Annotated in this window: 15 protein-coding genes and 1 tRNA gene; 7 read left to right on the forward strand and 9 right to left on the reverse strand. The window is 59.0% G+C overall.

Features of this window, described 5'->3' with window-relative positions:
• The first annotated feature begins 262 nt into the window (after positions 1–262).
• A complete protein-coding gene (locus HB680_RS30365; RefSeq protein ID WP_213941982.1) occupies positions 263–1,480 on the forward strand; it encodes an MFS transporter in 1,218 nt (405 codons plus the stop codon).
• Between the two features lie 200 nt (positions 1,481–1,680).
• On the opposite strand, the gene ychF is transcribed toward HB680_RS30365, so the two are convergent.
• From ychF to HB680_RS30405, 8 genes are all read right to left on the reverse strand, one after another.
• Positions 1,681–2,781: a redox-regulated ATPase YchF gene (ychF, locus tag HB680_RS30370; RefSeq protein ID WP_213941983.1), complete on the reverse strand. Its 1,101-nt coding sequence runs from the start codon at positions 2,779–2,781 to the stop codon at positions 1,681–1,683.
• 22 nt (positions 2,782–2,803) lie between these two features.
• On the reverse strand, positions 2,804–3,388 hold the full coding sequence (pth, locus tag HB680_RS30375; RefSeq protein ID WP_008153430.1) for an aminoacyl-tRNA hydrolase: 585 nt from the start codon (positions 3,386–3,388) through the stop codon (positions 2,804–2,806).
• Positions 3,389–3,557: 169 nt separating this feature from the next.
• Entirely contained in the window at positions 3,558–4,160 is a 603-nt protein-coding gene (locus HB680_RS30380; RefSeq protein ID WP_213941984.1) for a 50S ribosomal protein L25/general stress protein Ctc, read from the reverse strand.
• A 141-nt stretch (positions 4,161–4,301) separates the two neighbouring features.
• Positions 4,302–5,243 carry a ribose-phosphate pyrophosphokinase gene (locus HB680_RS30385; RefSeq protein ID WP_003208392.1) on the reverse strand — a complete coding sequence of 314 codons (942 nt, stop codon included), beginning with the start codon at positions 5,241–5,243 and terminating at the stop codon, positions 4,302–4,304.
• Between the two features lie 46 nt (positions 5,244–5,289).
• Positions 5,290–5,364, reverse strand: a tRNA-Gln gene (locus tag HB680_RS30390).
• 36 nt (positions 5,365–5,400) lie between these two features.
• Entirely contained in the window at positions 5,401–6,252 is an 852-nt protein-coding gene (gene ispE / locus HB680_RS30395; RefSeq protein ID WP_213942028.1) for a 4-(cytidine 5'-diphospho)-2-C-methyl-D-erythritol kinase, read from the reverse strand.
• Between the two features lie 2 nt (positions 6,253–6,254).
• A complete protein-coding gene (gene lolB, locus HB680_RS30400; protein ID WP_213941985.1) occupies positions 6,255–6,872 on the reverse strand; it encodes a lipoprotein insertase outer membrane protein LolB in 618 nt (205 codons plus the stop codon).
• A gap of 4 nt (positions 6,873–6,876) precedes the next feature.
• Complete coding sequence (locus HB680_RS30405; RefSeq protein WP_213941986.1) at positions 6,877–8,601, reverse strand: tetratricopeptide repeat protein; 1,725 nt, start codon at positions 8,599–8,601, stop codon at positions 6,877–6,879.
• Positions 8,602–8,783: 182 nt separating this feature from the next.
• On the opposite strand from HB680_RS30405, the gene hemA reads away from it, so the two are divergent.
• From hemA to HB680_RS30435, 6 genes are all read left to right on the forward strand, one after another.
• Positions 8,784–10,070 (forward strand): glutamyl-tRNA reductase, encoded by a 1,287-nt coding sequence (gene hemA / locus HB680_RS30410; RefSeq protein WP_213941987.1) that lies wholly within the window; start codon positions 8,784–8,786, stop codon positions 10,068–10,070.
• Positions 10,067–11,149, forward strand: a complete 1,083-nt coding sequence (gene prfA / locus HB680_RS30415) for a peptide chain release factor 1 (protein ID WP_213941988.1) — start codon at positions 10,067–10,069, stop codon at positions 11,147–11,149. Before hemA ends, prfA begins: the two co-directional genes overlap by 4 nt.
• On the forward strand, positions 11,150–11,980 hold the full coding sequence (gene prmC / locus HB680_RS30420) for a peptide chain release factor N(5)-glutamine methyltransferase (RefSeq protein ID WP_213941989.1): 831 nt from the start codon (positions 11,150–11,152) through the stop codon (positions 11,978–11,980).
• Positions 11,974–12,729, forward strand: coding sequence for a molybdopterin-synthase adenylyltransferase MoeB (locus tag HB680_RS30425; RefSeq protein WP_213941990.1), 756 nt, complete (start codon positions 11,974–11,976; stop codon positions 12,727–12,729). The genes prmC and HB680_RS30425 overlap by 7 nt, the downstream gene beginning before the upstream one ends.
• Positions 12,722–13,513 (forward strand): glutamate racemase, encoded by a 792-nt coding sequence (murI, locus tag HB680_RS30430; protein ID WP_213941991.1) that lies wholly within the window; start codon positions 12,722–12,724, stop codon positions 13,511–13,513. The genes HB680_RS30425 and murI overlap by 8 nt, the downstream gene beginning before the upstream one ends.
• Before the next feature lie 123 nt (positions 13,514–13,636).
• Positions 13,637–14,155, forward strand: coding sequence for an acyloxyacyl hydrolase (locus HB680_RS30435; protein WP_213941992.1), 519 nt, complete (start codon positions 13,637–13,639; stop codon positions 14,153–14,155).
• Positions 14,156–14,277: 122 nt separating this feature from the next.
• Here the strand turns inward: HB680_RS30435 and HB680_RS30440 are convergent, their stop codons facing one another.
• A complete protein-coding gene (locus HB680_RS30440; protein WP_133840256.1) occupies positions 14,278–14,583 on the reverse strand; it encodes a YkgJ family cysteine cluster protein in 306 nt (101 codons plus the stop codon).
• Positions 14,584–14,629: the final 46 nt, after the last annotated feature.

Below are 14,629 nucleotides of genomic sequence, written 5' to 3' on the forward strand. Positions count from 1 at the left end.
CTTTTAAAAGGCCTCGAAAGTTCACCCTCGCCAGCTCTGTAGGCCGACTCTGTAGCGAAACTTCCCATTCTCGATCCCCTTTGTAAGGGGCTCGCGTTGAAGCGGATAAACAAGGCAAGATTTAGACCATGGCGTTGCGCTATCACCCACTCTTCGATGAACGTCGAGGTCGTTAGCAGGCTAAGGGGATGGCGCTGCTGCACTGAAAAATGGCACATTGACGCACCTGCCCGTGTGCACCCTCTGTTGTACGGAAATTCTCATGGCTATCAGCAATGCCCAGACCGGCGCTACGCCGGCATCCGCGACCCCGCAAACCAGTCCTTTAGTGATGCGTATCATCGGCGCGGTGGCGCTGGCGCACTTGATCAATGACTTGATTCAGTCAGTGCTGCCGTCGATTTATCCGATGCTCAAGGCCAACTATGGCCTGACATTCACCCAGGTCGGCCTGATCACCCTGACATTCCAACTGACGGCCTCGCTGCTGCAGCCGTGGGTCGGTTACTACACCGATCGCCATCCCAAACCTTGGCTGTTGCCGGCCGGGACGGTGTGCACGCTGATCGGCATTCTGATGATGTCAGTGGTCGGCACTTTTCCATTGATTCTGCTGGCGGCGGGATTGATCGGCATCGGTTCCTCGACCTTTCACCCGGAAGCTTCTCGCGTGGCGCGACTGGCCTCGGGCGGGCGCTTCGGCTTGGCGCAATCGACCTTCCAGGTCGGCGGTAACGCGGGTTCGGCGTTCGGCCCATTGCTGGCGGCGGCGATCATCATTCCCTACGGCCAGGGCCATGTCGCGTGGTTCGGGTTGTTCGCGGTGTTTGCGCTGTTCGTGCTCTACCGTATCAGCCGCTGGTACGCCAACCACTTGAACCTGTTCAAGCTCAAGCAAGGTCAGGCGGCCACCCACGGCTTGTCGAAAAACCGGGTGATCAGCGCGCTGGTGGTGCTCGGGTTGCTGGTGTTCTCCAAGTATTTCTACATGGCGAGTTTCACCAGTTACTTCACCTTCTACCTGATCGAGAAGTTCGACCTGTCGGTGGCCAGTTCACAGCTGCACTTGTTCCTGTTCCTGGGCGCGGTGGCGGCGGGGACGTTCTTCGGTGGGCCGATTGGCGACAAGATCGGGCGTAAGGCGGTGATCTGGTTCTCGATCCTCGGCGTTGCGCCGTTCACCCTGATCCTGCCCCATGTCGACCTGTTCTGGACCAGCATCCTCAGCGTGGTCATCGGCTTCATCCTGGCCTCGGCGTTTTCCGCCATCGTGGTGTACGCCCAGGAATTGGTGCCGGGTAATGTCGGGATGATTGCCGGGGTGTTCTTCGGCTTGATGTTTGGTTTCGGCGGGATTGGCGCGGCGCTGCTGGGGCATCTGGCGGATGTCCACGGGATTGAATACGTGTACTTCCTGTGTTCGTTCCTGCCGCTGTTCGGGGTGTTGGCGATCTTGTTACCGCGTACCAAAAAGGCCTGAACCCACACCATTCCCCCTGTGGGAGCGGGCTTGCTCGCGAAGGCGGTTTAACATTCAACGATGATGTTGACTGACACACCGCCTTCGCGAGCAAGCCCGCTCCCACAGTTGTTCGGTGGTGTGGCACAGGATTATTTCAGGGACAAAAAAGCCGCGTATCAAACGCGGCTTTTTCTTGGGCAGGTGCTTCGTGCGAAGACTTAGACGTTGAAACGGAAGTGCATCACGTCGCCGTCTTTCACGATGTAGTCCTTGCCTTCCAGACGCCATTTACCGGCTTCTTTGGTGCCGGCTTCGCCCTTGTACTGGATGAAGTCGTCGTAGGCGATGACTTCGGCGCGGATGAAGCCTTTTTCGAAGTCGGTGTGGATCACACCAGCGGCTTGTGGTGCGGTGGCACCGACGCGCACGGTCCAGGCGCGGACTTCTTCGACACCGGCGGTGAAGTAGGTCTGCAGGTGCAGCATCTCGTAGCCGGCGCGGATCACGCGGTTCAGGCCAGGTTCTTCGAGGCCCAGGGCTTCGAGGAACATGTCTTTCTCTTCGCCGTCATCCAGTTCGGCAATTTCCGCTTCGATCTTGTTGCAGACCGGAACCACCATGGCGCCTTCTTCTTCGGCGATGGCTTTGACGATGTCCAGCAGCGGGTTGTTCTCGAAACCGTCTTCAGCGACGTTGGCGATGTACATGACCGGCTTGGTGGTCAGCAGGTGGAAGCCACGAACCACTGCTTTATCGTCGGCGCCCATGTTCTTCATCAAGGTGCGCGCTGGCTTGCCGAGGGTGAAGTGAGCGATCAATTGCTCCAACAGGCCTTTCTGGACTACGGCGTCCTTGTCGCCACCCTTGGCGTTGCGCGCGACTTTCTGCAGTTGTTTCTCGCAGCTGTCGAGGTCGGCGAAGATCAGTTCCAGGTCGATGATTTCGATGTCGCGTTTCGGGTCGACGCTGTTGGAGACGTGAATCACGTTCTCGTCTTCGAAGCAGCGGACCACGTGGGCGATGGCATCGGTTTCACGGATGTTGGCCAGGAACTTGTTGCCCAGGCCTTCACCTTTCGAGGCGCCGGCAACCAGGCCCGCGATGTCGACGAATTCCATGGTGGTCGGCAGGATGCGTTTTGGATTGACGATGGCTGCCAGGGCTTCCAGGCGCGGATCCGGCATCGGCACGATACCGGTGTTCGGCTCGATGGTGCAGAAGGGGAAGTTCTCGGCCGCGATCCCGGATTTGGTCAGGGCGTTGAATAGGGTGGACTTGCCGACGTTAGGCAGGCCGACGATGCCGCAATTGAATCCCATGGTGTTTTCCCCGAGGAGTGAGTCAGGCCTTCTGGCTGTGCAGGTTTTTCATCGCGCGGTTCCATTCCCCGGCGAGGATATCCGGCAGCACGCCGAGGGCAAAGTCGATGCTGGCATCGAGTTTTTCCTGTTCGGCGCGTGGCGCACGACCCAGGACGAAATTTGAAACCATACTGGCAACGCCCGGGTGGCCAATGCCAAGCCGCAAGCGATGAAAGGTATTCTGATTGCCCAGTTGCGCGATGATGTCGCGCAACCCGTTGTGACCGCCATGGCCGCCGCCCTGCTTGAGCTTGGCAACGCCCGGAGGCAGGTCGAGTTCGTCATGCGCCACGAGGATTTCTTCAGGCGTGATGCGGAAGAAGCCAGCGAGTGCCGCGACGGCCTGGCCGCTGCGGTTCATGTACGTGGTGGGAATCAGCAGACGAACATCCTGACCCTGATGCGAATAGCGCCCGGTCAGGCCGAAATATTTGCGATCCGCCACAAGGTTTACGCCTTGTGCGTTCGCGATGCGCTCAACAAAAAGGGCCCCTGCGTTATGCCGGGTCTGTTCGTATTCAGCGCCTGGATTTCCCAGGCCAACGATCAGTTTGATGGCAGTCACGATAGGGGCCCTTCCTTGGAGTGGTGGATAACATCGCCGCAATCAGGGAGTGCGGCGAAAGTGGACGACAAGTGCTCATTTACCATTATGTAAACTCCGCGTTCTCGCCCGCTTTCTCGCTACGTTCTAGTCCGCGATGTTTCCGGTCACTCCGGCGAACAGAGTGAAATTACTCTGCTGCGCCTTCTTCGGTAGCTTCTGGAGCAACACGTGGAGCGTGGACGTTGGCAACAGCCTTGTCATCACCGTGTGCCAGAGCAACAAACTCAACGCCTTTAGGAGCTTTGAGGTCGGACAAGTGAATGATCGAGCCGACTTCGGCGTTAGCCAGGTCAACTTCGATGAATTCAGGCAGGTCTTTTGGCAGGCAGGTCACTTCGATTTCCGAAACAACGTGCGAAACTTCGCCGCCTTTCTTGATCGGGGTTTCTTCACCAACAAAGTGCACAGGCACGATAGCGGTCAGTTTCTGGCCGGCTACTACGCGTACGAAGTCAGCGTGCAGCACGTGGCCTTTGGCCGGGTGACGCTGCAGGGCTTTGATGATGACGTTCTGCTTGGTGCCGCCAACGTTCAGCTCGATGATGTGGCTGTAGGCCGCTTCGTTTTCGAGCAGTTTGGCAACTTCTTTAGCCAGCATGCTGATGGATTCAGGGGCTTTTTCGCCACCGTAAACTACAGCTGGAACCAGGCTTGCGAGACGACGCAGGCGGCGGCTCGCACCTTTCCCCAGGTCGGAACGCACTTCAGCATTCAGAGTAAAATCGTTCATGTTGTATCTCCAAAATAACCACATTCGCCCCAGCGGTTGCGACCAGCGCTAAAGGCGATATGGGCAAAAAAGCCCCGCCCCGACAGGAATGCCGGGGCGGGGCGCTTTTCGTCAACGAGACATTCGAGAAGGGCAGGGCCCTTAGCGGAACATCGCGCTGATCGATTCTTCATTGCTGATGCGGCGGACCGCCTCGGCAACTACCGGCGCGATATCCAGTTGACGAATACGCGAGCAGGCTTGAGCAGCAGCGGACAACGGGATGGTGTTAGTCACCACCAGTTCGTCCAGCATGGAATTTTCAATGTTTTCGATCGCCCGACCGGACAGCACAGGGTGTGTGCAGTAGGCGAAAACCTTGGCAGCGCCATGCTCTTTCAGGGCCTTGGCCGCGTGGCACAGAGTGCCGGCGGTATCGACCATGTCATCGACCAGAATACAGGTACGCCCTTCGACATCACCGATGATATGCATCACTTCAGAGTGATTGGCTTTCTCACGGCGTTTGTCGATGATCCCGAGATCCACGCCCAGGGATTTGGCAACAGCCCGTGCACGCACGACGCCGCCAATGTCCGGGGACACGATCATCAGGTTTTCGAAGCGCTGATCTTCAATGTCATCCACCAATACCGGGGAGCCGTAGATGTTATCTACCGGAATATCGAAGAAACCCTGGATTTGGTCAGCATGCAGATCAACCGTGAGAACACGATCGATGCCGACTACGGTAAGCATGTCAGCAACGACTTTCGCGCTGATAGCCACACGTGCGGAACGCGGACGGCGATCCTGACGGGCATAACCAAAGTAAGGAATAACAGCAGTGATACGAGTAGCCGAGGAGCGGCGGAAGGCATCAGCCATCACTACCAGTTCCATCAGGTTATCGTTGGTCGGAGCGCAAGTCGGCTGAATAATGAAGACATCTTTACCGCGGACGTTTTCATTGATCTCGGCTGTAATTTCGCCGTCGGAAAACTTGCCGACAGAGATGTCACCGAGAGGGATATGCAGCTGACGTACAACACGCCGAGCCAGATCGGGGTTAGCGTTCCCCGTAAAGACCATCATCTTGGACACGCGCAGTACCTGAAGGCTGAGGGTAACCTGGATGAGTATAGGAAAATGGCAGGGGCGGCTGGATTCGAACCAACGCATGGCAGGATCAAAACCTGCTGCCTTACCGCTTGGCGACGCCCCTGTATCTGTTGCAACGATTACCCAGTAATCGGTTCCTTTAGAGCAGATTTTGCAGCTTGCGATGCAACATCGAAACGTTGCTTCCTTTTGCTACAAACCCTGTAAGGGTCTCTGTAAGAAGGGCCGAGACTTTATCAGCTTCAGCTTTGCTTGGGAAGCCCCCAAACACACAACTTCCAGTGCCGGTGAGTTTTGCTTCGGTAAATTTACCTAACAAATTCAATGCGTTACGTACCTCTGGATAACGCCTTGCTACTACCGGCAAGCAGTCATTACGACTGTTTCCCTTGGGAACGGGGCGCACTTTAATGGGAGAAGAGTTACGTGTCAACAAAGGATCTGAAAAAATTTCTGCTGTACTTACAGATACTTGCGGCACGAGCACGAGATACCACGGTTCTTCGGGGTCTACAGGGGTGAGTTTCTCCCCGACACCCTCGGCAAAAGCGGCGTGTCCACGGACAAAAACCGGGACGTCGGCGCCCAGCGTCAGGCCCAGCACGGCTAGCTGATCCTCGTCCCAGCCCAGCTGCCACAGGTGATTGAGGCCGAGCAATGTCGTCGCGGCATTTGAGCTGCCGCCGCCGATTCCACCGCCCATGGGCAGGATTTTATCGATCCAGATGTCGATGCCGAGGGCGCAACCGGATTGCGCCTGGAGCTTTTGCGCCGCTCGAACAATCAGGTTGCTGTCGTGGGGAACACCCTCGAATTCGGTGTGCAAACGAATCACACCGTCGTCGCGAACGGCGAAGGTGATTTCATCACCGTAATCGAGAAACTGAAAAATCGTCTGCAACTCGTGATAACCGTCTTCACGGCGCCCAAGAATGTGCAGCATCAGATTGAGCTTGGCCGGCGAGGGCAGCGTCAAGCGCGGAGCCGTCATGTTCACTGCCCCAGTTTGCGTGGTTGCCATTCCTTGATCACCAGCGTGACATCAAGGTCGGTGCCGTGCAGTTTGATCCGCTCGGGCAGCCAATAGCCGTTTTGTTCGGCATAGCTCAGGTATTCGACCTGCCAGCCATCCTGCTCGAGGTTGGCCAGATGGCTGTCGGCGTCCAGGGTCAGGCGGCTTTTGCTGTCCGGAGCCGGGAGCCCGCGAACCCACCAGGCCAGGTTGGACACTGGCAACTTCCAGCCCAGTTGTTCTTCGAGCAAGGCTTCAGGAGAGGTTGCGTCATAGCGGCCCTGGTTGGCGACTTCCAGCGAGACCTTGCCGGGACGTCCGGTCAGGCGTGCGGCACCGCGGCCCAGTGGGCCGGAGAGGCGGATGTCGTAGTAATCCTGACGCTGCAGCCAGAACAGCGTGCCGCTGCCCGAATCCTTGGGCGCGCGAATACCGATCTTGCCGTTGATCTGCCAGCCGTCGAGGGCGGTCATCTGCTGTTTGTAGGTGTTCCATTGGGCCGGGTTTCCCTGGCCCTGGACCGACTCACGGGCGCCGAAGCCCGCGCAACCGGCGAGCAGGGCAATGAAGCTGAAAACGATAACGTGGCGCAAAAACATAATCTTAAAGAGTCTCTGATCCGGTCAGGCGCTTGATGGTGCCGCGCAGGGTAGGGCTGTCGGGTTGGTCCTTGAGGAACTTGCCCCAGATTTGCTTGGCTTCCCGCTGTTTGCCGTTGGCCCACAGGACTTCGCCCAGGTGAGCGGCGACTTCCTGATCGGGAAAGCGCTCCAGCGCCTGACGCAAGTAGCGCTCGGCTTCATCGAGGTTGCCCAGGCGGAAATTCACCCAGCCGAGGCTGTCGAGAACCGCCGGGTCTTCCGGATTGAGCTGGTGCGCGTGCTCAATCAGGGCCTTGGCTTCTTCGTAACGGGTCGTGCGGTCGGACAGGGTGTAGCCGAGGGCGTTCAGCGCCATGGCATTGTCCGGGTCGCGCTTGATGATCAGGCGCAGGTCTTTTTCCATCTGCGCCAGATCATTGCGTTTTTCCGCGAGCATGGCCCGGGTGTAGAGCAGGTTCAGATCGTCCGGGTATTGTTGCAAGGCTTTCTGCAACACGCCCCAGGCCTTGTCGCCCTGCTTGTTGGCGGACAGGGTTTCGGCTTCGATCAGGTACAGCTGAATCGCGTAATCGGGTTGCGTGTCGCGTTCGACCGCCAATTTGCTTTGGGCCTCGGCGGTCTTGCCGTTGTTCATCAGGATATCGGCCTGGCGCAATTGCGCCGGCAGGTAATCGTTGCCGGGGCCGACCTGGGCGTACTCGATCAGGGCGCCTTGCGGGTCGTTGCGCTCTTCAGCGATACGGCCGAGGTTCAGGTGCGCCGAGTCCACATGGCTTTCCCGGGCAATCAGGTCTTCCAGATAACCCTTGGCCTCGTCCCAGGCCTTGGCTTCCAGGCACACCAGTGCCAGGGAATAACGCAGTTCGTCGTCTTCCGGGTATTGCTGAACCAGGCTGGAGAACTCGACCTTGGCGTCGTCCATGCGGTCCTGCTCAACCAGCATGCGCGCGTAAGTCAGGCGCAGGCGTTTGTCGTCCGGGTATTTCTTGATACTTTTTTGCAGCAGCGGCAGGGCTTCGCTGCCACGGTTGAGTGTTTGCAGCAGGCGCGCCCGCAGCAGAATCGGGGCGATTTCGCCTTCGTCCGGCGGATTGTCTTCCAGCAGGGTCAGCGCGCCTTTGGCGTCGCCGTCCTGTTGCATCAACAAGGCCTTGCCGAAAATCAGCTGGCCGTTGTTCGGATGGCGCTGCAACAAACGGTCAAAACTTTTCATCAGACCGTTGCGAGTGTCCTGGTCGGTATCCGCTGCGGACAGGGCGAGGAAGTCGAAATGCGTGTCGCCCTTGCCCAGCAGGACTTTCTCCATATAGACCATGGAGTCGTCATAGCGCCCGGCGCGCGCCAGTTGCACGGCGGCTGCGCGTTGCGCTTCGAGGTCGTCCGGAGCGTTTTTCGCCCAGATCAGCGCGGTATCCAGGGCGGCCTGATCGGCGCCCAGGTACTCGGCGATGCGGAATGCCCGCTCGGAGACGCCCGGATCCTGCGTGTTGATCGCCTGGGTGACGTAGTTGTCCAGCGCAATGTCGAAACGATTGCGTTGGCCAGCCAGTTCGGCGCTCAACAGACTGAAGACGGTTTCTTCACTGAATGAGCTGTAAACCTTGGGCTTTTCAGGGGCCGGAGTGCTGTCTTCGACCGACGGCGTACCGTCCGGTGAAACGGGTGCCATAGCCTGGCAGCCGCTGAGGAAGACAAAAGCGAGGAGCAACGCGGAAGATCTATTCATATAGGAGAAGGACGACTAACCTGCGGTCGGATCATCATGACACAAGCCTTCGGCCAAACATAACCGAGTCTCAATTGATGCCTTTATAGAGGCAAGTGATTGGGACAATAGTCAGCGGTAGTTGTTCTGTCTGTGTCGAAGTAGGACAATTGCCGGCTTCACGTCACCATCAGCGACCTTGAATGGCCTTCCTTGCACTCGGTATTAACCACAAGACTGCTTCAGTAGACGTCCGCGAGCGCGTGGCCTTTACCCCTGAGCAGCTGGTGGAGGCGTTGCAGCAGCTCTGCCGACTCACCGACAGCCGCGAAGCTGCGATCCTTTCCACCTGCAATCGCAGTGAACTGTATATAGAGCAGGATCACCTTTCGGCGGACATCATCCTGCGCTGGCTCGCCGATTATCACCATTTGAGCCTCGAAGAGCTGCGCGCGAGCGCTTATGTGCACGAAGATGATGCGGCAGTTCGTCACATGATGCGGGTCGCCTCCGGGCTTGATTCGCTGGTGTTGGGCGAGCCGCAGATTCTCGGCCAGATGAAATCGGCATACGCCGTGGCGCGTGAGGCCGGCACCATCGGGCCGCTGTTGGGCCGACTGTTCCAGGCGACGTTCAATGCGGCCAAGCAAGTGCGCACTGACACCGCCATCGGCGAAAACCCGGTGTCCGTGGCGTTTGCCGCGGTCAGCCTGGCCAAGCAGATTTTCAGTGACTTGCAACGCAGCCAGGCCTTGCTCATCGGTGCCGGCGAGACCATCACCCTGGTCGCCCGTCATCTGCACGAGTTGGGTGTGAAGCGCATCGTCGTCGCCAACCGCACCCTGGAGCGCGCCAGCATCCTGGCCGAACAGTTCGGCGCCCACGCCGTGCTGCTCTCGGACATTCCGGCGGAACTGGTGCGCAGCGATATCGTGATCAGTTCGACCGCCAGTCAGTTGCCGATTCTCGGTAAAGGCGCGGTGGAAAGTGCCCTGAAGCTGCGCAAGCACAAGCCGATCTTCATGGTCGACATCGCCGTCCCACGGGATATCGAGCCTGAAGTCGGCGAACTCGACGACGTTTACCTGTACAGCGTCGACGATCTCCACGAAGTGGTCGCCGAAAACCTCAAGAGCCGCCAGGGTGCAGCCCAGGCCGCGGAAGAGATGGTGTCGATTGGCGCCGATGACTTCATGGTGCGCCTGCGCGAACTGGCGGCGGTGGATGTGCTGAAAGCCTACCGCCAGCAAAGCGAGCGCATGCGTGACGAAGAATTGCAAAAGGCCCAGCGCATGCTGGCCAACGGCAGCAGCGCCGAAGACGTGCTGGTGCAACTGGCCCGTGGCTTGACCAACAAACTGTTGCACGCCCCCAGCGTACAGTTGAAAAAGTTGACTGCCGAAGGCCGCCTCGATGCGCTGGCCATGGCCCAGGAACTCTTTGCCCTCAATGAGGGCTCGTCGGATAGCTCGGATAAAAAACCGCAATGAAAGCGTCACTGCTCAATAAGCTGGACATCCTCCAGGACCGTTTCGAGGAATTGACCGCTCTGCTTGGCGATGGCGAGGTCATTTCCGATCAGGCCAAATTCCGCGCCTATTCCAAGGAATACGCGGAGGTCGAGCCGATTGTCGACACCTATAAACAGTTGCTCAAAGTACAAGGCGACCTCGAAGGCGCCCAGGCACTGCTCAAGGACAGCGACCCGGACATGCGCGAAATGGCCGTGGAAGAAGTTCGCGAAGCCAAAGAGCAACTGATCGAAATCGAAGCCCGGCTGCAACGCATGCTGTTGCCCAAGGACCCGAACGACGGGCGCAACGTGTTCCTCGAAATCCGTGCCGGCACTGGCGGTGACGAAGCGGCGATTTTCTCCGGCGACCTGTTCCGCATGTATTCGCGATACGCCGAGCGACGTGGCTGGCGCGTGGAGATCCTCTCGGAGAACATCGGCGAGCACGGCGGCTATAAAGAAGTCATCGCCCGGGTCGAAGGCGAGAACGTCTACGGCAAGCTGAAATTCGAATCCGGCGCACACCGCGTGCAGCGGGTTCCGGCCACTGAATCCCAAGGTCGCATCCACACCTCGGCGTGCACCGTGGCCGTGTTGCCCGAGCCGGACGAGCAGGAAGCAATCGAGATCAACCCGGCGGATATACGGGTCGATACCTACAAGTCCTCCGGCGCCGGTGGCCAGCACGTCAACAAGACTGACTCGGCGATCCGCATCACGCATATACCGTCCGGTATCGTCGTTGAATGCCAGGAAGAACGTTCCCAGCACAAGAACCGCGCCCGGGCGATGTCCTGGCTGTCGGCCAAACTTAACGACCAGCAGACCAGCGCCGCCGCGAATGCCATCGCCAGCGAGCGTAAACTGCTGGTGGGTTCGGGTGATCGCTCCGAGCGGATCCGCACCTACAACTTTGCCCAGGGTCGGGTCACCGACCACCGGGTCAACCTGACGCTGTATTCCCTCGACGAAATCCTCGCCGGTGGCGTCGATGCGGTGATCGAGCCGTTGTTGGCCGAATTCCAGGCCGATCAATTGGCGGCGATAGGTGAGTAAATGACGATCATTGCCAGTTTATTGCGTGCTGCCGAACTACCCGACTCGCCGACGGCGCGCCTGGATGCCGAACTGTTGCTGGCCGCTGCGTTGGGCAAGTCCCGCAGCTTCCTGCACACCTGGCCCGAGCGCATTGTGCCGAGTGAAGCGGCACTGACCTTTGCCAGTTATTTGCAGCGTCGTCGCGGCGGTGAGCCGGTGGCGTACATCCTAGGCCAGCAAGGTTTCTGGAAGCTCGATCTGGAAGTCGCACCGCACACTTTGATCCCGCGCCCGGACACTGAATTACTGGTGGAAGCCGCGCTGGAGCTGTTGCCCGCGACCCCGGCCACGGTCCTCGACCTTGGCACCGGCAGCGGTGCGATTGCCCTGGCCCTGGCCAGCGAACGCCCGGCCTGGAAAGTCACCGCCGTGGATCGCGTGATCGAAGCCGTGGCGTTGGCCGAACGCAATCGCCAGCGCCTGCACCTGAGCAACGCCACGGTGTTGAGCAGTCATTGGTTCAGCGCCCTCGAAGGTCAACGCTTTCAACTGATCATCAGCAACCCGCCGTACATTGCATCTGCCGATCCGCATCTGGCGGAAGGCGATGTGCGTTTCGAACCGGCCAGTGCCTTGGTCGCCGGTATCGACGGGCTCGACGACCTGCGTTTAATCGTCGCCCAGGCCCCGGATTACCTCGAAGCCGGCGGCTGGTTGATGCTGGAACACGGCTATGATCAAGCCGACGCGGTGCGCGATCTGCTGCTGACCCGCGGTTTCGAAGAAGTCCACAGCCGCACCGATCTGGGCGGTCACGAACGAATCAGCCTGGGGCGCCTGCCGTGCTGAATGACCAGGAATTGTTGCGCTACAGCCGACAGATTCTGTTGCAACACGTCGATATCGACGGCCAGTTACGGCTTAAGGAAAGCCGTGTGCTGATCGTCGGACTCGGCGGTCTTGGCTCGCCGGTGGCGCTGTACCTGGCGGCGGCCGGGGTCGGTGAGTTGCATCTGGCGGACTTCGACACGGTCGACCTGACCAACCTGCAACGCCAGATTATTCACGACACCGACAGCGTCGGCGTGAGCAAGGTCGATTCGGCGATCCGTCGTTTGAGTGCGATCAATCCCGAGATTCAACTGGTGGCCCATCGTGCGGCGCTGGACGAAGATTCCCTGGCCGCCGCCGTCGCGGCGGTGGATCTGGTGCTGGACTGTTCCGACAATTTCTCCACCCGCGAGGCCGTCAACGCCGCGTGTGTGGCCGCGCGCAAACCCTTGGTCAGCGGCGCGGCGATTCGCCTGGAAGGGCAGTTGTCAGTGTTCGACCCACGCCGTCCGGAAAGTCCGTGCTACCACTGTTTGTACGGGCACGGCAGCGAAGCCGAACTGACCTGCAGCGAAGCCGGGGTGATCGGCCCGCTGGTGGGCCTGGTCGGCAGCCTGCAGGCGCTGGAAGCCCTGAAGTTGCTGGCCGGTTTCGGCGAACCGCTGGTGGGTCGCTTGCTGTTGATCGATGCCTTGGGCACACGCTTCCGTGAATTGCGGGTCAAGCGTGATCCGGGTTGCAGCGTCTGTGGTACTGCCCATGCGTGAAGCGCCGATTGGCGTGTTCGACTCCGGCGTCGGTGGGCTGTCGGTGCTGGCCGAGATCCAGCGTTTGCTGCCCAATGAATCGCTGTTGTATGTCGCCGATTGCGGGAACATTCCCTACGGCGAGAAGACTCCGGAATTTATCCAGCAGCGCTGCAGCGCTATCGCCGGATTTTTCCAGCAGCAGGGCGCCAAGGCACTGGTGCTGGCTTGCAACACCGCCACCGTGGCCGGCGTTGCCAATTTGCGTCGCGATTATCCCGAGTGGCCCATCGTCGGCATGGAACCCGCCGTCAAACCGGCCGCCGCCGCTACTCGCAGTGGCGTGGTCGGTGTTCTCGCCACTACCGGCACCTTGCAGAGCGCCAAGTTTGCTGCGTTGCTCGACCGCTTCGCCACGGATGTGCGGGTGATCACCCAACCTTGCCCAGGGTTGGTGGAGTTGATTGAAAGTGGCGATCTGCACAGTCAGGAACTGCGTCAGTTACTCCAGGGCTATGTCGAGCCGTTGCTGGCCGCCGGCTGCGACACGATAATTCTCGGCTGCACGCATTATCCCTTTCTAAAGCCTTTGCTTAAGCAGATGATCCCAGAGGACATCAGCCTGATCGACACGGGTGCCGCCGTGGCGCGGCAACTGCAACGCCTGTTGGCCGAGCGTGAGTTACTCGCCGAGGGGCCTGCTCGAGCCGCGCAATTCTGGACGAGTGCCGAACCGGAACATTTTAGAAATATCCTGCCGGTACTGTGGAATTCGGCTGGCATTGTGCAAAGCTTCAAGTACTAGAAAAAAAGGCTGGGGCAAACGCGTAATTGGGGTGAACTTCTGATTAAACGTCGACTTCTATAGCTGTGTCTGTGAGCAACAAAAAAGAATCCACACGAAATCGTTCCGGAAAGGATGTTTCTAATGAAGCGACTATTCTGCTTGGCCGCGATTGCGGCCGCATTGATGGGGCAAAGTCTTACTGCACAGGCGGCAGGCGTAGAATTCGGGGTGGGGGCCACCAGCGATTCGACCATGACCTACCGGCTGGGTATGCAATTCGATTGGGACAAGAGCTGGCTGCAAAGTGATGTCGGTCGAGTGACCGGTTACTGGAGCGGCGCTTACACCTATTGGGAAGGCGACAAGACTTCCGGCACCAGCAGCCTTTCGTTCTCTCCCGTGTTTGTTTACGAGTTTGCCGGGCAAAACGTCAAACCGTATGTTGAAGCGGGGATCGGTGTTGCGTTGTTCTCCAATACCAAACTGGAAGACAACAACATCGGGCAGGCTTTTCAGTTCGAAGACCGTTTCGGGTTCGGCCTGCGTTTTGCCGGTGGGCATGAAGTCGGGATTCGGGCGACGCACTATTCCAATGCCGGCCTGAACAGCAACAACGACGGTGTGGAAAGTTATTCGCTGCACTACACGATGCCGTTGTAAACGCGGTCAATGTGGGAGCGGGCTTGCTCGCGAAAGCGGTCTGACATTCAACATTTCCGTTGACTGTAAGATCGCTTTCGCGAGCAAGCCCGCTCCCACATCAGATCTTGGGTGACCAGGATTCAGCGATACACCGACACAATCCCCTGCCGCTCTTCGATGCACTCCGGTGAGCCCGTCTCGAACTCCCGGCAGATCAGCGGGCGTTTTTCGTAGATGGTGCACATCATCGTGTTGCGATCCAGCGCCGCGCACCAGCCGTCATCCAGCCGCAACATCACTTCCCCGCCCCAGTCATCGGTATCGATAAAACGCTCAGGCACGCCCGTTTCGGTGATCAGCATGACTTCTAGCTGACAGCAGCAGGCTGAGCAGGTCGAGCAAGTGACCGCCGGTTCGGCGATTTGCGTGTGGGGGATGGTTTTCATGGGGCGCAGTGTAAGGCAGTGGGCCGTTGCTGTGTGAAAGGCCTGA

The organism is Pseudomonas sp. dw_612 (genome assembly GCF_018449725.1).
Taxonomy (GTDB): Bacteria; Pseudomonadota; Gammaproteobacteria; order Pseudomonadales; family Pseudomonadaceae; genus Aquipseudomonas.